This is a genomic window from Ruegeria sp. AG6 (genome assembly GCF_056541565.1).
Genome location: NZ_JBQFYQ010000001.1, coordinates 1,219,683 through 1,239,187 on the forward strand (window position 1 = coordinate 1,219,683; position 19,505 = coordinate 1,239,187).

Consider the following 19,505-nt stretch of genomic DNA (forward strand, 5'->3'; position numbering starts at 1 on the left):
CGATCACTCCGCCGCCATCGCACCCATACGGCCCGATTTCTGAGCCTTGATGCGGTCTTCGATTTCTTCACGGAAATTCCGGATCAGGCCCTGGATCGGCCAAGCGGCCGCATCGCCGAGCGCGCAGATCGTGTGACCTTCCACCTGTTTGGTCACATCAAACAGCATGTCAATCTCTTCCAGCTCGGCCTCGCCACGCACCAGGCGGTCCATGACCCGCATCATCCAGCCAGTGCCTTCGCGGCAGGGCGTGCACTGGCCGCAGCTTTCGTGTTTGTAGAATTTTGACAGGCGCCAGATCGCCTTGATGATGTCGGTGGACTTGTCCATCACGATCACCGCCGCCGTTCCAAGCCCCGAGCCCAGATCGTTGCGCAGATAATCGAAATCCATGATCGCGTCGCGCATGTTCTCACCGCGCACACACGGAACCGAGGATCCTCCGGGGATCACGGCCAGCAGATTGTCCCAGCCACCGCGAATGCCGCCGCAATGGGTCTCGATCAGCTCCTCGAAGGAAATTGACATCGCCTCTTCCACGACGCAGGGGTTGTTGACGTGACCCGAGATCGCAAACAGCTTGGTGCCCGCGTTGTTCTGGCGGCCGAAACCTGCGAACCAATCCGCCCCACGGCGCAGGATCGTAGGTACGACGGCGATGGATTCGACGTTGTTCACGGTCGTCGGGCAGCCATACAAACCCGCACCTGCCGGGAACGGCGGCTTCATCCGCGGCATGCCCTTTTTACCTTCGAGGCTTTCAATCAGCGCGGTTTCCTCGCCACAGATATAGGCGCCCGCCCCGTGGTGCAGAAATAGGTCGAAATCCCAGCCCGAGCCCGCGGCATTCTTGCCCAGCAGACCCGCGTCATAGGCCTCGTCAATCGCGGCCTGCAACGCCTCGCGTTCGCGGATGTACTCACCACGCAGGTAGATGTAGCAGGTGTGGGCATTCATGGCGAAAGACGCGATCAGGCAGCCCTCGATCAGCGTATGTGGATCATGGCGCATGATCTCGCGGTCTTTGCAGGTGCCGGGTTCGGATTCGTCCGCGTTGACCACCAGATAGGACGGGCGCCCGTCGCTTTCTTTGGGCATGAACGACCATTTGAGACCGGTCGGGAAACCCGCGCCGCCGCGTCCGCGCAGCCCGGAATCCTTCATCGTCTGGATGATCCAGTCGCGCCCTTTATCAATCAGGCCAGCAGTGCCGTCCCAATGCCCGCGGGCCTGCGCACCTTTCAGCGTGCGTTCATGCATCCCGTAGATGTTGGTAAAGATCCGGTCCTGATCCTTCAGCATCGCGTGTTACCTTCAGCTGTCCTGACGCATGCGCCAGAGTTGAAAAATGTTGACGCCCGCATAGATGAATCCCGCCAGAGCGGCGAAATCAAACAGCAGCGCATGCCGGGTTGTCAAACCCAGCGCGGGGCCAATGAACAGGTTCATCGCAAGCCAGATCAGCATGGTCACGGCGATGACCACCCCGATATGTCGGCCCTTGCGGGCTATGGCCTGTTCCTTGTCCTTGTCCATCTTCCCCCGAAGCCCGGAACGGGCATCCGTCTAGTCTTCGTATGTGCCCTCGGATTTGGCACGTTTGGCGAATTCGGTTTCCTCACCGGCAGCAAGCTTGGTCGCCTGCTCGATCCAGCCATCGCGTTCGATCCGGCCTTTGAATTTCAATCGCGCATCGACCCAGGCCACATGTTCGGGCGTCCAGGCCGCGATCTGGTCATAGTGATAGAAACCCAGCTCGTTTAGCGTTTCTTCCAGCTTGGGGCCGACGCCTTTCAACAATTTAAGGTCATCCGCCTTGCCGTCACGTGCCGCGGTTAGAGTGTTAGGCTGGGTCTCCTGAACGTCTGGGCCATCCGTCTTTGCTGCAGCGCCCTCGGGAGATGCCGGTTCGGTATGGGTAGATTTTTTGGTTCCACTCTGTTGTGCCGCCGTCTTGCCGGGCTCCGGCTTTTTCGGCGGTTGAGGAGCGGAACCGGAAGCTTCGGCTTTGCCATCCTTACCAAGCCAAGGAGTCAGGATCGGAACTTCGGTTCCGTCGATACGCTTGACCGTGTCCCCAAGCTCTGTCGCCAGTTCAACACTCGCGTTGTATTTCGGCTTGCTGGCTTCATATTCGGACAGGCTGGAAAGCCCTTTCAACGGCTCGGCCGCGTAACGCCCATTCTGAGGACCGGGCGTCGGCACCTTGCCCGCCACCAGATCGTCGAGGATCCTGCCAAAGCTCTCGGCGGTCAGGTCCTCATAGTAATCCTTGCCGATCTGCGCCATCGGCGCATTGGTGCAGGATCCCAGGCACTCGACCTCTTCCCAGCTCAGCTTGCCATCGGCAGAAAGTTCATGCGGTTTCGCCGCGATCTTTTCCTTGCAGACCGCGATCAGATCCTCGGCCCCGCAGATCATGCAGGACGTCGTGCCGCAGACCTGAATATGCGCCACAGATCCTACTGGTTGCAGCTGGAACATGAAGTAGAACGAGGCGACCTCGAGCACGCGGATATAGGCCATGCCCAGCATATCCGCGACCGATTCAATCGCCGGACGGCTCAGCCAGCCCTCCTGCTCCTGCGCGCGCCACAGCAGCGGAATGACCGCGCTGGCCTGACGCCCCTCGGGGTATTTGGTAATCTGCGCTTTGGCCCATTGCTGGTTGGCAGCGGTGAAGGCAAAGCTTTCGGGTTGTTCGGGGTGCAGACGGCGCAGCATTAGCAGGCATCTCCGATCACGATGATATAGGGGGCGTTCTGATGCGCGCGACCTTGTTCGACAAGGAAGGCAATCAGATCAGGCGTTTCGGCCTGTGTAAAACCGGCGGGGCGCAATTTTATCTCGGCTTCTTCTTCGACCATACGGCACCCATTCAAACGCACGAAGTCAAATAAGGCGTCGGCACGCCTTGCCGTATCCTCGGGCGCAAGTCCATGCGCACCGCAAATCGCAGGCGCAATCTCGAATACGGGACCGTCCAGACCAGCCAACCCCCGTTCGGCCCAGGAATTGATCACGGCGCTGACATCCTCGGGGCGCAGGTCACGCGCAGAAAAAGCCTCCTCGGTTTGCGAAATATCCAGCCGACAGCCGTTTTCCCGCATAACCTCCAGCACTTTTGCCGTCGGGTGAGTCGATGCGGCCTGCGCCGGTAGGGCAGCCACGAGGGCCAGAATCAGGGCAAAGCATCTCACCGATCAATCTCCCCAAACACAACGTCCATGGTGCCGATGATGGCGGCGACGTCGGCCAGTTGGTGGCCTTTGGCAACGTGGTCCATGGCTTGCAGGTGCAGGAAACCGGGCGCGCGCAGTTTGGCGCGATAAGGCTTGTTGGTGCCGTCGGCGACCAGATAGACGCCGAACTCGCCCTTGGGGGCCTCGACGGCGGCATAGACCTCACCAGCCGGCACGTGGAAGCCTTCGGTATACAGTTTGAAGTGATGGATCAGGCTTTCCATCGAGGTCTTCATGTCCGAGCGTTTTGGCGGGGTGATCTTGCCGCGCGCCAGAACGTCACCGGGGCACTCGCGGATTTTGGCGATGGCCTGACGGATGATCAGCAGCGACTGGCGCATTTCCTCCATGCGGACAAGGTAGCGGTCATAGCAGTCGCCGTTCTTGCCGACGGGGATCTGGAATTCGAACTCGTCGTAGCACTCGTAGGGCTGCGCGCGACGCAGGTCCCAGGCCAGACCCGATCCACGCACCATCACGCCCGAGAAGCCGTATTTCTGGATGTCATCTTCGGTCACCACGCCGATATCGGCGTTGCGCTGCTTGAAGATGCGGTTTTCGGTCAGCAGCCCGTCAATGTCATCAAGGACGCTTGGGAACTCGTGACTCCAGGCCTCGATATCGTCCAGCAGTTCCGGCGGCAGGTCCTGATGCACACCGCCGGGGCGGAAATAAGCCGCGTGAAGGCGGGCCCCGCAGGCACGCTCATAGAACACCATCAGCTTTTCGCGCTCTTCAAAGCCCCAGAGCGGCGGGGTCAACGCGCCCACATCCATCGCCTGCGTGGTCACGTTCAGCAGGTGGTTGAGGATGCGGCCGATCTCGGAATACAGAACCCGGATCAGCGAACCCCTACGCGGTACTTCAACCCCGGTCAGCTTTTCGATGGCCAGACACCAGGCATGTTCCTGGTTCATCGGCGCCACGTAATCCAGACGGTCGAAATAGGGCAGGTTTTGCAGATACGTTCGGCTTTCCATCAGCTTTTCGGTGCCGCGGTGCAGCAGGCCGATATGCGGGTCGCAGCGCTCGACAATCTCGCCGTCCAGTTCAAGCACCAAACGCAGAACCCCGTGCGCCGCAGGGTGTTGCGGGCCGAAGTTAATGTTAAAGTTGCGGATCTTCTGTTCTCCGCTCAGCGCGTCCGTGCTGCCGTCATCGTATCTTGAGCCGTCCATCAACGCCCTCGTTTCTTTTTCGCATCGGCCCGAACCCGAACCTTTTCCGCCTCGGCCGCTTTGGCAGCAGCCCCGGCCAGCAGAACCCCCAGCGCCCCCAACGCGATCAGTTCCCCCAGACCCATCAGCGGCGCTCCAGCTCTTGCAGTTTAAGCCCGACCCACCACAGCAGGGCGATCGTGCCAAAGGGAACCAGACACAGCAGGCACCAGTATTTGTTGATCCCGAAGAACGGCAATATCTTCACCATCGGAATGATGGTCAGCGCAGACAGGATCAGCCACCAGATGCCACCCATTATTCGGTCTCCTGTTTCTCATCCCCCGGCAGAATGTAGTTCGCACCTTCCCATGGGGACATGAAATCAAACTGCCGGTACTCCTGCACGAGACTGACCGGCTCGTAGACGACGCGTTTCTGCGCCTCGTCATAGCGGACCTCGGTATAGCCAGTGGTCGGAAAATCCTTGCGCAGCGGATGACCGCGAAAGCCGTAGTCGGTCAGGATGCGGCGCAGATCTGGGTGGCCCGAGAACAGGATGCCGAACATGTCGTACACCTCACGCTCGAACCAGTTGGCCGAGGGGTGAACATCGACGATCGAGGGCACCATGTCATCCTCGCGGATCGACACCCGCAGCCGGATGCGCTGGTTCTGGTACATCGACAGGAAGTGATAGACCACATCGAACCGTTTGGCGCGTTCGGGGTAATCCACACCGGTGATATCCACCAGCGACGAGAATTTGCAGCTCTGGTCGGATTTCAGGAATTCGACGAATTCCACAAGGTTTGACGGCGCCACATCCACGTTCAGCTCGCCGTGGGTCACGTCCCATGACAGAACACAATCAGACCGCTTGATTTCCAACTGCGTGCCGAGTTCCTTGAGTGCTTCGCTCATCAGCTCTCTCCTCAGCGGACAATTGTGCCGGTACGGCGGATTTTGCGTTGCAACTGCATCAGACCGTAAAGCAGTGCCTCAGCAGTCGGAGGGCAGCCGGGCACATAGATGTCCACCGGAACAACCCGGTCACAGCCACGCACGACGGAATAGGAATAGTGGTAATACCCACCGCCATTGGCGCAGGACCCCATCGAGATCACATAGCGCGGCTCGGGCATCTGGTCATAGACCTTGCGCAGCGCGGGCGCCATCTTGTTGGTCAGCGTTCCCGCCACGATCATCACGTCCGACTGGCGCGGGGACGCCCGAGGCGCAATGCCGAACCGTTCCGCATCATAACGCGGCATCGAGGTATGCATCATCTCAACCGCGCAGCAGGCCAAACCAAAGGTCATCCAGTGCAGCGATCCGGTCCGGGCCCAGTTGATGATGTCCTCGGTCGAGGTCAGCAGGAAACCTTTGTCCTGCAACTCGGCGTTCAGGGCCTGGGTGGCGACTTCCTTGTCGACACCGGCAGTGTTGGCACCTGTCATCACTCCCATTCCAGCGCCCCTTTCTTCCATTCATAGGCAAAGCCGATGGTCAGAACGCCCAGGAACACCATCATGGACCAGAACCCAACATCGCTGATGTCCTTGAAGCCGACGGCCCAGGGAAACAGGAAGGCAATTTCAAGATCGAAGATGATGAACAGAATCGAGACCAGATAGAATCGGACGTCGAATTTCATCCGCGCATCGTCGAAGGCATTGAAACCACATTCATATGCGCTGACCTTTTCGGGGTCGGGATTGCGGACGGCCAGTACGACGGCGGCCAGAATCAAGACGATCCCAAGACCAACGGCAACGGCCAGAAACACCAGAATCGGGAGGTACTCCCGCAGCAGGTCTTCCACGAATAGCTCCTTTCCTGCGCACATGTCTTGTCGGGTGCGCCGTCAATTGGCGTGTTGACTGGACATTCTCTATCCCTGCGGGGTCAGAGGGTCAACCGAACACAGCCCCCTTCGCGATCAAACCTGCGCTTGACAGCGCGGCATAGAATCGCAGTACCAGCGTTTGGCTTTGGCGTGGAGGAACCTGGTAAAACCTACTTATTCCATGCAGGTTTTCGTTTTTCAAAAAACGCAGCGATCCCTTCGCGTGCCTCGTGTGTTTCCCACCGTTCGACCAGCTCGCCTATGGTCTGATCGATCACGGCATCGTCGATGCGCGGACCCAGAGCGCGCACCAGCGCCTTGGCAGAGGCAACCGCCCCGGGCGCGCAAGACAAATAGGGGCGAATTTCGTCCTCAACGGCCTCGGAAAGCCGATCTGCCGACACGGTTTTCGCCAGCAGGCCCAGATCAACGGCCTCGGACGCATCGAACAGACGGGCCGACATGAATACCCGGCGCGCGCGGGCTTCGCCCATGCGGGCGATGACATAGGGGCCAATTGTTGCGGGGATCAGCCCCAGGCGCGTTTCGGTCAACCCCATCTTCAGACTGTCGACCCCGATCGCGACATCGCACACGGCCGCCATGCCCACCCCGCCCCCAAAGGCATTGCCCTGCAACGCCCCGATCAGAGGCTTTGGCATCGTGTTCAGAGCCTGCAACATCTCGGCCAGCTTGCGCGCCTCGACAAAACGCGTCTTTTTGTCAGCCGCCATCTGGTCCTGCATCCATCCCAGATCACCGCCGGCACAAAACGTCTTGCCCGCCGCGGCCAGAACCACCGCCCGGACCGCGTCATCCTGACCAAGTTGCGATGCGGCCTCGGTCAATTCCGTGATCATCTGCCCCGACATAGCATTGTGTTTGTCCGGCCGGTTCAGAGTGAGCGTCGCGACACCACGCTTATCCGTCGAGATCGTGATCGTTTCAAACATGTCAGCCCCTCAAAGCCCTGGCCATCTGCGCGGCCTCTTCAATGACGTCGATATCCAGGCCAGTTTCATACCCCAGCCGCTGCAAATGCGCCGCAACGTCCTCGGTGGCCACGTTACCGGCCGCACCTGGGGCGTAGGGGCAACCGCCCAACCCGCCCACGGCTGCATCGAACACCCGCACGCCCAGCGCCAATGCCGCATCGATGTTGTCGATCGCGCGCCCGTTGGTGTCATGGAAATGCCCCGCCAGCCGTGTCACCGGAACCCTTTCGCGCACCGCCAGAAGCATATGTGCAACCTTGTCCGGAGTTGCCTGCCCAATCGTGTCGCCCAGCGAAACCTCGTAACAGCCCAGCGCAAAAAGCCGATCAGCAACCTCAGCCACTTTTTCGGGCGGCGTCGGGCCGTCATATGGGCAATCCGTCACGCATGAGACATAGCCTCGAACCGGCAGGTCGATATGGCGCGCCGCCTCCAGAATCGGCGTGAACCGCTCAATCGACTCGGCGATGGATGCATTGATATTGGCCTTCGAGAATCCTTCGGAGGCCGAGGCAAACACGGCAATCTCGTCCGCCCTGGCCGCCAGCGCGTCGCCATAGCCATGCATGTTCGGCGTCAGCGCGGCATAGCGCACCCCATTCGCACGCGTGATCCCCCCCAGCACCTGAGCGGAACCCGCCATCTGCGGCACCCATTTCGGGGACACGAAGCTTGCAACTTCGATCCGGCGAAACCCCGCCCGGCTGAGACAGTCGATCAAGGCGATCTTGTCCGCGACCGGTATTTCGCGTTTTTCGTTTTGCAGCCCGTCGCGCGGCCCGACCTCATAGATTTCGACCAGCTCACCCATGTCCGCCCCCCTTCTGGATTGTCGTCGTTTCAAGCAAATATCGTCTGACCTTGGCACGCCGCGTTGCGCGGGTACAGATCAAGCTTCTTCCTCCAACCTCACCAAGGCAGCCCCGGCTTCGACCTGCGAACCATCCCCGACCAGCACTTCGGCAACGATCCCGTCCCGCGCCGCAAGCAGCGAATGCTCCATCTTCATCGCTTCCAAAATGGCCAGACGATCGCCTTTCTGTACGGTTTGTCCCGCTGTGGCAAAAACGGCTTTGACCAGACCGGGCATAGGCGCCTCGATCACATTGGTGTCGCCGGTCGCGCTGGTATCGCGGTCCAGCGGATCGATGACGTCAAAGCTCTGACCGTAATCGGTGAAAACCGTCAGGGTCCCGTTTTGTGCAGCAACGCGAGGCATCGGCGTGTCGTTCAACATCCAGCGCCCGGCGGTGCGGTCCGCAACGACGCGGTTTTTGCCAATCTGCCAAATCTGGCGATCCGGCCCATCGACCTGCACATCCAGATCCAGCACGTCGTCGCGACGGGACAAATGCACGGCACGATGCAGCGGCGCCCACAGCGAAAACCCGGTTTCCGAATCGACATCCACCAGATCCAATGCTGTCATCGCAGCCGCGACCGCGGTAACATCCGACGGCTCGGGTTCCTGCACCAACATTTCAAGGTCCCGCCCGATCAGCCCCGTATCGACATCGCCCGAGGCAAATCCTTCGTGACGCGTCAACGCGCCCAGAAAGGCCAGATTGGTAACGGTACCCGCAACTTCGGTCTGTTGCAGCACCCGGTTTAACGTCTCAAGTGCAACGGCACGCGTCGATCCATGCACCACCACCTTGGCGATCATCGGGTCATACCACGGGCTGATCGTGTCCCCGGCGCGAACGCCGCTATCGGCGCGACACGTGCCGGGGAAAACCAGATGAGTCAGCGTCCCCGTCGCGGGCAGGAACCCTTTCGGCACATCCTCGGCATACAGACGAGCCTCGAAGGCATGGCCAGAGATCGCAAGATCATCCTGTTTCTTGGGAAGGCTCTCGCCTGCGGCCACGCGAAGCTGCCACTCGACCAGGTCGATCCCCGTGATCGCCTCTGTCACCGGGTGCTCCACCTGAAGGCGCGTGTTCATTTCCATGAACCAGAATCTGTCGGGGCGCAGCCCGTCCGAGGCATCGACGATGAATTCGACCGTGCCCGCGCCTTTATAGCCGATCGCCTCGGCGGCCCGCACGCCGGCCTGACCCATAGCCTCGCGCATCTCAGACGTCATGCCCGGGGCGGGGGCTTCTTCGATCACCTTCTGATGGCGGCGCTGCAACGAGCAGTCCCTTTCGAACAGATGCACGGCATGAGTACCATCGCCGAACACCTGCACTTCGATATGGCGGGGTTTGGCCACGAATTTTTCGACCAGCACGGCATCATTGCCGAAGGCGGTCCGGGCCTCGCCCCGCGCGCTGTCGAGCGCGGTCGCGAAATCCTCGGGGCGTTCGACAAGGCGCATCCCCTTGCCGCCGCCGCCCGCAACGGCCTTGATCAGAACCGGATAGCCGATTGCATCCGCCGCACCTGCCAGATGCTCGGGGTCCTGATTGTCGCCGTGATAACCTGGCACGACCGGAACGCCGGCCTTCTCCATCAGAACCTTGGCCGCGTCCTTGAGGCCCATCTTGCGGATCGCATCCGCCGAGGGGCCGATGAACGTCAGCCCCGCCGCCTGCACGGCATCCACGAAATCGGGATTCTCGGACAAAAAGCCGTATCCCGGATGGATCGCCTGCGCGCCGGTGTCCAGCGCGGCCTGAATGATCACATCACCCTTCAAATAGCTGTCCGCCGGGGCCGGGCCGCCAATATGAACCGCCTCATCCGCCATCTGAACATGTTTTGCGGCTGCATCCGCATCGGAATAAACAGCAACGCAGGACACGCCCATGCTCTGAGCCGTTTCCATCACCCGGCAGGCGATCTCACCCCGGTTGGCAATCAGAATTTTGTTGAACATGGCCTTCACCCTTCCAATGCCAGATCTTCGACGAGACGGAACCGTTCGCACACGAGTTTCATCTCGGGATCAAAGTCGCCGTTTCGTTGGAAATATCGACGATGATCTTCCCGCCATCCTTCAAGCGTTTCATTTTCACCTTCCGCCAAGGCGAATTCCTCGGTCACATCGCAGTAACGCTGGATCGAAATATCAACGGTTTCAATGACCAACGCCGGAGTGTCATCCCAGTTCAGCGCAATATCGCGGCGACCGGACTTGGGCATCTCAAGGCTGTCATCAGGATAGTTTCTGAGCGCGTCGCAGGTCGCTGTTTTACGGCCAGAACGGACCAAGGCCAGAAGCTCTGAACTCAGCACGGGGTTGTCGCCGAATTTGAAGGTTTGTGCACCGGGATAACGGGCTAATATGTCTTTCAAACTCTCGCTCATCTCACATCCTGAACACGCCGAAACGTGTCTCCTCGATCGGGGCATTCAGAGCGGCGCTGAGCGACAGGGCCAGCACATCGCGGCTCTTGCGCGGGTCAATGATGCCGTCATCCCACAGTCGGGCCGAGGCATAGAGTGGATGCGACTGTTCCTCGAACATATCCAGCGTCGGGCGTTTGAACTCGGCCTCCTCTTCGGCGGACCACGTGCCACCCTGCCGTTCTATCCCGTCGCGTTTGACGGTGGCCAGAACGCCAGCGGCCTGCTCGCCGCCCATCACCGAAATGCGCGAATTCGGCCAGGTCCACAGAAAGCGCGGCTGATAGGCGCGACCGGCCATGCCGTAGTTTCCAGCACCAAACGAGCCGCCGACCAGCATCGTGATCTTGGGCACCGAAGTGGTCGCCACCGCCGTCACCATCTTGGCCCCATGCCGCGCGATGCCTTCGTTCTCGTATTTGCGGCCCACCATGAAGCCGGTGATGTTTTGCAGGAACACAAGCGGGATTTTGCGTTGCGAACACAGCTCGACGAAATGGGCGCCCTTCTGCGCGGCTTCGGAAAACAGCACGCCGTTATTGGCGATGATCCCAACCGGACAGCCTTTGACATGGGCAAACCCCGTGACCAGCGTTTCGCCGAAGCGCGGTTTGAATTCGTCGAACCGAGACCCATCGACCAGACGCGCAATCACTTCACGGATGTCATAGGGCGTGCGCAGATCAGCAGGGACAACGCCCAGGATTTCCTCGGGGTCATAGGCCGGATCTTCGGGGCTGGCCCAGTCCACCGTCTGCGGCTTGCGGCGGTTGAGTGACTTAACCGCCCGACGGGCCAAGGCCAGCGCGTGCGCATCATCCTCGGCCAGATAATCGGCCACGCCGGACAGGCGCGTGTGCACATCGCCGCCGCCCAGATCTTCGGCGCTGACGACCTCTCCCGTTGCTGCCTTGACCAGCGGCGGGCCGGCCAGAAAGATCGTGCCCTGTTCCTTGACGATGATCGTCACATCCGACATCGCCGGCACATAGGCGCCACCGGCCGTGCATGACCCCATGACCACGGCGATCTGAGCGATCCCCTTCGCGCTCATCCGCGCTTGGTTGTAGAAAATGCGGCCAAAGTGATCGCGGTCGGGAAAGACCTCATCCTGATTGGGCAGGTTCGCGCCACCGCTGTCGACCAGATAGATACAGGGCAGATGGTTTTCCTCGGCAATCTCCTGCGCCCGCAGGTGTTTTTTGACCGTCATCGGATAGTAGGTGCCGCCTTTCACGGTGGCATCATTGCACACAACCATAACCTGCTGCCCCTGCACAAGGCCAATGCCCGCAATCACCCCAGCACAGGGCGCGGCACCGCCATACATCCCATGCGCCGCTGTTGCCCCGATTTCGAGGAACGGAGACCCCGGATCCAGCAGGTTCGCCACCCTTCGGCGGGGGAGCATCTTGCCGCGGGATTCATGCCGCGCGCGGGATTTCTCGCCGCCCCCCATGCGGGCTGCCTCGGCGGCGGCAGATATCTGCGCCAGCGCGTCGAGATGGGCTGCGCGGTTGGCTTTGAAGCCCTCAGAGGCGGGCATAGCTTTGGATGTGAGTTTCATTTGCATACCTCTATTTTCAAAGACCGATTGGCAATTGGAAGAGCTATGAAAACCACAGCAATGCCAAACAATATTGATTTTCCTAATAGTCCAATCGGCACCCAACTTGGGAACAGTGACACGCCGTCGACGCCGAACAAGCCCATCATTCCAAAGGCGAACCAAAAAACGGTCACGAGAGTGCAAGCTATTATTGCGTGGATGAGACCAGAACCGCTCGCGACTCTGAGCTTCTCATTGCATTTTCCACATTCGACGAAAGGTATGTAGCCCTCACTGCCCTTCGCTGTATTTGCGATATTCCACGTGACAGGTGCGTCGCAACAAGGACATCGGAGCCCACTAATTCTATCGAGTACTTTCATTCCCCTACATCTTCCCCCGCCGCCCGCGCCTTCAACTCCTTGCGGATCACCTTCCCGGTCACGGTCATCGGCAGTTCCTCCAGAAATGCCACTTCGCGCGGGTACGAATAATGCGCCAGACGGTCCTTGACCCAACCCTGCAACTCGGCACCCGTGGCCTCGGCCCCCGGTTTCAACACCACGTAGGCCTTGACGATCTCGGTCCGCAGCGGGTCGGGCTTGCCGACCACGCCCACGGTGGCCACAGCCGGATGGGTCAGCAGGCAATCCTCGATCTCGGCCGGACCGATGCGGTAACCGGCCGAGGTGATCACGTCATCATCCCGACCGACAAAGCGCAGATAGTCGCCTTCCCACACGCCGCGGTCTCCGGTGATCAGCCAGTCACCCCGGAACTTCTCGGCCGTCGCTTGCGGATTGTTCCAGTATTCCAGCAGCATCGAGGCCGAACCCCGCCGGATGGCAACATCGCCTTCCTCGCTGGTCGGGATGCCATCCTCGTCGATCACCGCGACTTCATGCCCAGGCACCGGCTTTCCGATACAGCCGGGTTGAACAGGGAAATCCTCGGCGCAGGAGGATACGACCATATTGCATTCGGTCTGGCCGTAGAATTCGTTGATCGTCAGACCAAACGCACCGTGGCCCCAGGCCAGCATCTCGGCCCCCAGCGGTTCACCCCCGGACGCAACCGAGCGCAAACCCGGGATCGCCTGATCCGCCGCCTTGAGCATCCGCAGGGCGGTCGGCGGAAAGAACACATTCCGCACCCCGCCCCGCGCAATGATCTCGGCGCAGGCTTCGGGAGTGAACTTTTCAAGCCGTGCCGCGACAACCGGAATGCCCAGCGCAAGGCCCGGCATCAGCACATCGAACAACCCGCCGATCCACGCCCAATCCGCCGGGGTCCACAGGCAGTCTCCTTCGCGCAGGTGATTGTGGCTGATCGAGACACCCGGCACATGCCCGGTCAGAACCCGATGCCCGTGCAGTGCGCCTTTGGGGCTGCCGGTTGTACCAGAGGTGTAGATCAATACGGCAGGATCCTCGGGCCCTGTCGCGGCATAGGGCAGCGCAGGACCGGCCACGCCAATTTCGGATGCGATCAGAGGTTCAGCCAGATCGCCCAGCAAATCCACACCTTCAGCATCGGTCAGCACGATCTGAACGCCTGCATCGCCCGCCCGCGACCGCAGCGCATCCCGTTTGAATAACTTGAACAAGGGCACCGAAATCGCGCCGATCTTCCAGATCGCCAGATGAGCTGCCGCACACCAGGGTGACTGGCTCAGCAGCACTCCGACCCGATCACCGGGCCGGACGCGGGCCAGCAGGGCGCGGGCAATCCCATCAGCCATTTGCGCCAGTTGCCCATAGGTTGTCAGCCGCTGCCCTGATCCGGTCAGATCAATAAGCGCCACCTGATCACCCGGATGGTTCAGACATTGCTGCGCCATGTTCAGCCGGTCCGGTATGTCCCAGCCTCCTCCTGAGCGCAAACCCGGTATGCGCTCAGCGTGCAGCAACGCGAATTCCCCTTGTTTTCCTGATGCTTCGCGACCTGACCTTGGGCGGACACATCACACAAACTTGATGCAGATCAGAGTGGCCGGACACCGCCTTTGCGAAACCAAGAGCATCAACATAACCAAAGGCAAGAATATGACAAAGAAACTCGCCGCTTTGACACTGTCTACCGCGCTGGTCGCCTTGGCGGCTCCGGCTTTGGCCCAGTCGCAAGGGGACTGGACGCTGGGTATCGGTGTTGGCTATCTGGATCCGAAATCCGACAACGGCACGCTGGCCGGTGCGGCAGCGACGATCGACGCGGACACCCGCCCGATTTTCACCGCCGAGTACTTTATTCGCGACAACCTGGGCATTGAGCTTCTGGCGGCGACCCCGTTCAAACACACCGTGGCCCTTGGCGGTACGGACGCGGCCACGGTCAAGCACCTGCCGCCCACCCTGTCGCTGAATTATCACTTCCCGACCAACAGCGCCTGGAAACCCTATGTCGGCGCCGGTCTCAACTATACGATCTTCTTCGACGAGCAATCGCCCCTGGGCAACATCAAGGTCGATGACTCCTTCGGCGTCTCGTTGCAGGCCGGTCTGGATTACATGGTCACCGACAACGGGGCGATCCGCCTGAACGTGCGCTGGTTCGACATTGACTCGGACGTCTCGCTCAACGGCGCCCCCATCGGCACCGCGGAAATCGATCCCTGGCTGGTCGGTGTTTCCTACGTCCATCGGTTCTGATCCCGTTTCCAAAGCGCCCTGCGGTTACCTCGTCCGCAGGGTGTTTTTTCTTTCAGAGCATTTCACTCATCATTTCGCGGCCGATCAGCATCCGGCGAATCTCGCTGGTGCCTGCACCGATCTCCATCAGCTTGGCATCCCGGAAAATCCGGCTGACCGGCGCATCGGACAGGAAGCCCGCCCCGCCCAGCGCCTGAACCGCCTGATGGGCCTGAACCATCGCCTGTTCCGACGCGTAAAGGCAGCACGCTGCCGCATCCTGCCGGGTCACGTCACCGCGGTCACACGCCTTGGCGACTTCGTAAACATAGGCCCGCGCCGAGTTCATCGCGGTGTACATGTCGGCAATCTTGCCCTGCATCAACTGAAAGCTGCCGATGGGTTTGCCGAACTGCTTGCGTTCAGCCAGATAAGGCATCACTTCGTCCAGACAGGCGGCCATGATGCCGGTCCCGATGCCTGCCAGCACGACCCGTTCATAATCCAGCCCCGACATGAGCACGGCAACACCCTTGCCCTCTTCGCCCAACACGTTCTCGAACGGAACCTCTACATCTTCAAAGATCAGCTCAGCCGTGTTCGACCCGCGCATACCCAGCTTGTCGAAATGGGGCGAGGTTGAAAAACCCTTCATCTCTTTTTCGATCAGAAATGCGGTAATACCCTTTGATCCGGCATCGGGGTCCGTCTTGGCATAAACCACCAGAGTATCCGCATCCGGCCCGTTGGTGATCCAGTATTTGTTGCCGTTCAGACGGTAATGGTCGTTCCGCTTTTCGGCGCGCAGCTTCATCGACACCACATCCGATCCGGCCGAAGGTTCCGACATGGCCAGCGCCCCCACATGCTCGCCCGAGATAAGCCGCGGCAGGTACTTTTGCTTCTGCTCTTCATTGCCGTTCAGCTTGATCTGGTTTACGCACAGGTTCGAATGCGCCCCGTATGACAAAGAAACCGAAGCTGAAGCGCGCGCGACCTCTTCGACGGCGATCGTATGCGCCAGATAGGACATGCCTGCACCGCCGTACTCTTCCGGCACGGTAACACCCAGCAGACCAAGCTCTCCCATCTCTTTCCACAGCTCGTTCGGAAAGGCATTGGTGGCGTCGATCTCGGCCGCCATCGGCTTGACACGCTCCTGCGCCCAGCGATGCACCATCTCGCGCAGGGCATTCACATCCTCACCCAGATCGAATTTCATCGTGGCCATGAACATCTGCGTCTTCCCTCCGCTTTAATGAACAAGTGTTCAATAAATCTCTAGCAGCGAATCTGCCGCCGGTCAATCTTTGTGGCAGCGCGTCCGAAACAGAAAACGCCGCCCCGAAAAGGGCGGCGTTTCAAAAGATCGAGCGTGCGCCGCAGGCGCACTCCGCTTGGTCAAGACTGATAAACCGCGCTCACCTCAGCCCGGATGATCCGGGCGATCAATCGACAATCCTCCAGGGAAAACGTCAAAGGCACGCGCATATCCATAACGCCGGCCAGAACGCGGTCACTTTCAGGCATCCGCTCGCTATCGAAATATCGCCAACTGTCATAGCGCGACGTGAAACCTGTCGGTTCGGCACCGCCGAACCACTTCAGCTCAACCCCACGCGCGGCGCAACGGCTGATGACTTCGGCTATCCGTTCAGGCACCCAATCCAGCAGCAAGAACTGAATCGAAGACCCGACATAGGTTTCTTCTTCGGGCCGTTCGACGATCGTCAGACCCGGCGTGCCCCGCAACCCGGCTTCGATCTCGCGATAACGTTCGTTCCACCGTTCCACCTGCCGGTCCAGATCCCGCAATTGCGGGCGCAGGATGGCGGCGCGCAAATTGTCCATCCGGCCCGAGACGTTGGGCGTGGTGTATTTGATCCGTTCGAACACGTCCGGCCCCGGCGCCGCAAGATGGCGTTCGTACAGCATGTAGGACCCCGACAACATCGTAGCCTTGGCCGCCAGTTCCTCGTCATCGGTGACCAGCAAGCCCCCTTCGCCCGAATTGACATGCTTGTAGGTCTGGCAGGAATAACACCCGATCGCGCCCTGCCGTCCTGACAACTGACCGCGCCAGGCTGCACCCATCGTGTGTGCGCAATCCTCGATCACGATCACCCCGGCCGCGTCACACATCTGCATCAGCCGGTCCATATCACACAGATGCCCACGCATATGGCTGAGCATCAGAACACGCGCTTGATCCAGCTTGCCCTCTAGATCATCCAGATCGATGGTCAGCTCTTCCGTCACTCCCACAAAAATTGCCCGCCCTCCGACCGAGGCAATCGACCCCGGCACCGGCGCCAGCGTAAACGCATTGGTCAAAACCGGGTCGCCCGGCTGCACGCCAACCGCACGCAGGGCCGTGGCCAGAGCGTAACCGCCAGACGAAACCGCCAGACAGTATTTGGCCCCCATCTGCGCCGCAAATTCCTGCTCCAGCAGGGCCGTTTCCCCCAACTCTCCGGGGACGACATTGTAACGATGCAGACGTCCATGGCGCAGAACGGCCAGTGCCGCTTCGATTGCTTCTTCCGGAAGGGGTTCCTGCTGCGTAAAGCTGCCAGAGAATACGTCGGTCATGGTCTTGTTCTGAGGCTCCGAAAGGGTCCGGTCAAGGTTTCAGGCTGCCGCACCGATCAGATCAGGCACGAGGCCGGGCAAGTCATCAAAATGATGCAGAAGGGCTTCGGGTTCCAGCGCCGCCATGTCATCCCCCGATGGCCCGAAGGTAACCAGCACCGAAGGAACGCCCGCCGCCCTGGCGGTGTTGCGGTCAGTATCCGAGTCTCCGACCAGCACGCACAAGTCCGGATCGCCCCCGGCACGGCGCGCGGCTTCACGCAACGGCGCCGGGTCCGGTTTGCGGACCGGCAGCGTATCTGCCCCGACCAAAGATGCAAAACGGTCCCGCACCCCCATGCGTGTCAGCAACAATTCGGCCAGATGTTCCGGTTTGTTCGTGCAAATGCCCACACCGTAACCCGCGTCACTCAGCATCTCGACCGCCTGTAGTGCGCCGGGATAGAAACTGGTGTGGGTGTCGATGTCCTGCGCGTAGGCCTCAAGAAGAACCGGGTAATAGGCCTGCACCGTATCCTCGTCATAGGCCCCGACTCGTTTCAGCCCGTGGGTCAGCATCATGCGTCCACCTCGCAGCGCCACACCGGAATCCGGCCCATGGACCAGTACATCCCCGTGCCCCATCTTGCGGAAACAATGGTTCGCGGCCGCCAGCAAATCGCCGGATGTATCCGCCAAAGTGCCGTCCAGATCGAAGATGACGGTGCGCATTTCGCCCCCTTGCTCGGCAGGTTTTCGCCGTGTCCTGTTTCAATCGGCAATCTTGTTTGATGGCCGAACGGCTTGCGCCTTTGACCTCAGCGGATAAAACGGACGGCAACAAAACACAAAGAGAAAACGAATTCATGACCACTGCCCTTGTCATCCTTGCCGCCGGAAAAGGCACCAGGATGAATTCGGACCTTCCCAAAGTTCTGCATCCCATCGCTCAGGTTCCGATGCTGATCCATGCGATGCGCGCCGGATCTGTCCTGTCGCCCGAACATACCGTGATCGTCACCGGCCACGGGTCCGAAGCTGTGGCAAAGGTTGCACGGGCCGAGGATGAAGGGGCGCAGATCGCCGTGCAGGAAGACCAGTTGGGTACGGCCCATGCGGTCGCCCAGGCCCGAAGCGCATTGAGCGGGTTCGAAGGTGATGTGGTTGTTCTTTACGGCGACACCCCGTTCCTGCAGCCCGACACGCTGGAAAGGATGATCGAGGCACGGTCCGGGAATGACCTTGTTATTCTTGGCTTTGAAGCAGCCGATCCTGCCCGTTATGGCCGGCTGGTCATGAATGGCGACGTGCTGGAACGCATTGTCGAATTCAAGGATGCGTCGGATGAAGAACGATCCATAACATTTTGCAACTCAGGGCTTTTGGCCTGCAATGCGCAGCTGCTGTTTTCGCTGATCGACGAGGTCGGAAACGACAACGCTTCGGGCGAATACTATTTGACCGACGTGGTTGAAATTGCGCGCCGCCGTGGGCTGAACGTGACCGCAGTCGCGTGCGACGAGGCGCAGACGCTGGGCGTGAACTCTCGCGCTGATCTGGCGGCCGCCGATGCCGTATTTCAGGCGCGCGCCCGTGCCGAGCTGCTTGACCTGGGTGTCACCTTGATGGCGCCTGACACGGTGTATCTGGCCGCGGATACGGTGGTCGGGCGCGATACGGTGATCGAGCCAAATGTGGTGTTCGGACCGGGCGTCACGGTCGAAAGCGGCGCAACGATCCGCGCCTTTTCGCATCTTGAGGGCTGCCATGTCAGCCGGGGCGCTGTCGTCGGCCCCTACGCGCGCCTGCGCCCTGGTGCCGAACTGGCCGAAAACACGCGGGTCGGCAATTTTGTCGAGATCAAGAATGCCGAAATCGCCGAAGGCGCGAAGGTCAATCACCTCAGCTATATCGGGGACGCTTCGGTTGGCGCTGCGACCAACATCGGCGCAGGCACGATCACCTGCAACTATGACGGCGTGATGAAGCACAAGACCACGATTGGGGAGAATGTCTTTGTCGGCTCGAACACCATGCTGGTGGCGCCGGTCACAGTGGGCGACGGCGCGATGACCGCGACGGGCACTGTCGTGACCAGGGATGTGGACCCTGATGCGCTGGCTGTTGCGCGGGCCAAGCAGGAAAACAAGCCCGGATATGCACGTAAATTGTTTGATATGTTGAAGGCGAAAAAGGCTCGCCGCGATAAAAAGGCCTGAGA

The 19,505-nt window shown here is 60.3% G+C and carries 21 protein-coding genes; 2 read left to right on the plus strand and 19 right to left on the minus strand.

Annotation, left to right across the window (positions count from 1 at the left end; genetic code table 11):
- Positions 1–3 precede the first annotated feature (3 nt).
- From nuoF to ACR0I0_RS06205, 16 genes are all read right to left on the minus strand, one after another.
- Positions 4–1,302: an NADH-quinone oxidoreductase subunit NuoF gene (nuoF, locus tag ACR0I0_RS06130; protein ID WP_209832595.1), complete on the minus strand. Its 1,299-nt coding sequence runs from the start codon at positions 1,300–1,302 to the stop codon at positions 4–6.
- A 12-nt stretch (positions 1,303–1,314) separates the two neighbouring features.
- Positions 1,315–1,536, minus strand: coding sequence for a DUF5337 domain-containing protein (locus tag ACR0I0_RS06135; protein ID WP_171115038.1), 222 nt, complete (start codon positions 1,534–1,536; stop codon positions 1,315–1,317).
- 30 nt (positions 1,537–1,566) lie between these two features.
- Entirely contained in the window at positions 1,567–2,724 is a 1,158-nt protein-coding gene (locus ACR0I0_RS06140; RefSeq protein ID WP_480490580.1) for an NADH-quinone oxidoreductase subunit E, read from the minus strand.
- Complete coding sequence (locus ACR0I0_RS06145; RefSeq protein ID WP_480490581.1) at positions 2,724–3,200, minus strand: hypothetical protein; 477 nt, start codon at positions 3,198–3,200, stop codon at positions 2,724–2,726. Before ACR0I0_RS06145 ends, ACR0I0_RS06140 begins: the two co-directional genes overlap by 1 nt.
- The gene (locus ACR0I0_RS06150; RefSeq protein WP_171631140.1) at positions 3,197–4,420 is read right to left on the minus strand and encodes an NADH-quinone oxidoreductase subunit D; all 1,224 of its coding nucleotides are present in this window, start codon (positions 4,418–4,420) and stop codon (positions 3,197–3,199) included. The genes ACR0I0_RS06145 and ACR0I0_RS06150 overlap by 4 nt, the downstream gene beginning before the upstream one ends.
- Positions 4,420–4,545, minus strand: a complete 126-nt coding sequence (locus tag ACR0I0_RS06155; RefSeq protein WP_256368965.1) for a hypothetical protein — start codon at positions 4,543–4,545, stop codon at positions 4,420–4,422. The genes ACR0I0_RS06150 and ACR0I0_RS06155 overlap by 1 nt, the downstream gene beginning before the upstream one ends.
- Entirely contained in the window at positions 4,545–4,718 is a 174-nt protein-coding gene (locus ACR0I0_RS06160; protein WP_010442775.1) for a hypothetical protein, read from the minus strand. Before ACR0I0_RS06160 ends, ACR0I0_RS06155 begins: the two co-directional genes overlap by 1 nt.
- Positions 4,718–5,323: an NADH-quinone oxidoreductase subunit C gene (locus tag ACR0I0_RS06165; RefSeq protein ID WP_480490583.1), complete on the minus strand. Its 606-nt coding sequence runs from the start codon at positions 5,321–5,323 to the stop codon at positions 4,718–4,720. The genes ACR0I0_RS06160 and ACR0I0_RS06165 overlap by 1 nt, the downstream gene beginning before the upstream one ends.
- Before the next feature lie 11 nt (positions 5,324–5,334).
- The gene (locus ACR0I0_RS06170; protein WP_010442777.1) at positions 5,335–5,868 is read right to left on the minus strand and encodes a NuoB/complex I 20 kDa subunit family protein; all 534 of its coding nucleotides are present in this window, start codon (positions 5,866–5,868) and stop codon (positions 5,335–5,337) included.
- A complete protein-coding gene (locus tag ACR0I0_RS06175) occupies positions 5,859–6,224 on the minus strand; it encodes an NADH-quinone oxidoreductase subunit A (RefSeq protein ID WP_050602775.1) in 366 nt (121 codons plus the stop codon). Before ACR0I0_RS06175 ends, ACR0I0_RS06170 begins: the two co-directional genes overlap by 10 nt.
- Positions 6,225–6,418: 194 nt before the next feature.
- On the minus strand, positions 6,419–7,201 hold the full coding sequence (locus ACR0I0_RS06180) for a crotonase/enoyl-CoA hydratase family protein (protein WP_480490586.1): 783 nt from the start codon (positions 7,199–7,201) through the stop codon (positions 6,419–6,421).
- Position 7,202: 1 nt separating this feature from the next.
- Positions 7,203–8,054 carry a hydroxymethylglutaryl-CoA lyase gene (locus ACR0I0_RS06185; RefSeq protein WP_480490588.1) on the minus strand — a complete coding sequence of 284 codons (852 nt, stop codon included), beginning with the start codon at positions 8,052–8,054 and terminating at the stop codon, positions 7,203–7,205.
- Between the two features lie 78 nt (positions 8,055–8,132).
- Complete coding sequence (locus tag ACR0I0_RS06190; protein WP_480490590.1) at positions 8,133–10,067, minus strand: acetyl/propionyl/methylcrotonyl-CoA carboxylase subunit alpha; 1,935 nt, start codon at positions 10,065–10,067, stop codon at positions 8,133–8,135.
- Positions 10,068–10,072: 5 nt separating this feature from the next.
- Complete coding sequence (locus ACR0I0_RS06195) at positions 10,073–10,498, minus strand: ASCH domain-containing protein (protein ID WP_209832585.1); 426 nt, start codon at positions 10,496–10,498, stop codon at positions 10,073–10,075.
- Between the two features lies 1 nt (position 10,499).
- Positions 10,500–12,104 carry a carboxyl transferase domain-containing protein gene (locus ACR0I0_RS06200; RefSeq protein ID WP_171722952.1) on the minus strand — a complete coding sequence of 535 codons (1,605 nt, stop codon included), beginning with the start codon at positions 12,102–12,104 and terminating at the stop codon, positions 10,500–10,502.
- Positions 12,105–12,465: 361 nt separating this feature from the next.
- Complete coding sequence (locus tag ACR0I0_RS06205) at positions 12,466–13,995, minus strand: AMP-binding protein (RefSeq protein WP_171722951.1); 1,530 nt, start codon at positions 13,993–13,995, stop codon at positions 12,466–12,468.
- Between the two features lie 136 nt (positions 13,996–14,131).
- Between ACR0I0_RS06205 and ACR0I0_RS06210 the strand changes: the two genes are divergently transcribed.
- Positions 14,132–14,734, plus strand: a complete 603-nt coding sequence (locus tag ACR0I0_RS06210; protein WP_171227945.1) for an OmpW/AlkL family protein — start codon at positions 14,132–14,134, stop codon at positions 14,732–14,734.
- Positions 14,735–14,786: 52 nt separating this feature from the next.
- Here ACR0I0_RS06210 and ACR0I0_RS06215 read toward each other — a convergent pair whose 3' ends face one another.
- From ACR0I0_RS06215 to ACR0I0_RS06225, 3 genes are all read right to left on the minus strand, one after another.
- Positions 14,787–15,950 (minus strand): isovaleryl-CoA dehydrogenase, encoded by a 1,164-nt coding sequence (locus tag ACR0I0_RS06215; RefSeq protein ID WP_480490592.1) that lies wholly within the window; start codon positions 15,948–15,950, stop codon positions 14,787–14,789.
- 164 nt (positions 15,951–16,114) lie between these two features.
- Entirely contained in the window at positions 16,115–17,305 is a 1,191-nt protein-coding gene (locus ACR0I0_RS06220) for a DegT/DnrJ/EryC1/StrS family aminotransferase (RefSeq protein WP_210092592.1), read from the minus strand.
- Between the two features lie 39 nt (positions 17,306–17,344).
- Positions 17,345–18,016 carry an HAD-IA family hydrolase gene (locus ACR0I0_RS06225; protein WP_209832581.1) on the minus strand — a complete coding sequence of 224 codons (672 nt, stop codon included), beginning with the start codon at positions 18,014–18,016 and terminating at the stop codon, positions 17,345–17,347.
- A 134-nt stretch (positions 18,017–18,150) separates the two neighbouring features.
- Here ACR0I0_RS06225 and glmU point away from each other — a divergent pair, with 134 nt between their 5' ends.
- Positions 18,151–19,503, plus strand: a complete 1,353-nt coding sequence (gene glmU, locus ACR0I0_RS06230; RefSeq protein WP_480490594.1) for a bifunctional UDP-N-acetylglucosamine diphosphorylase/glucosamine-1-phosphate N-acetyltransferase GlmU — start codon at positions 18,151–18,153, stop codon at positions 19,501–19,503.
- Positions 19,504–19,505 lie beyond the last annotated feature (2 nt).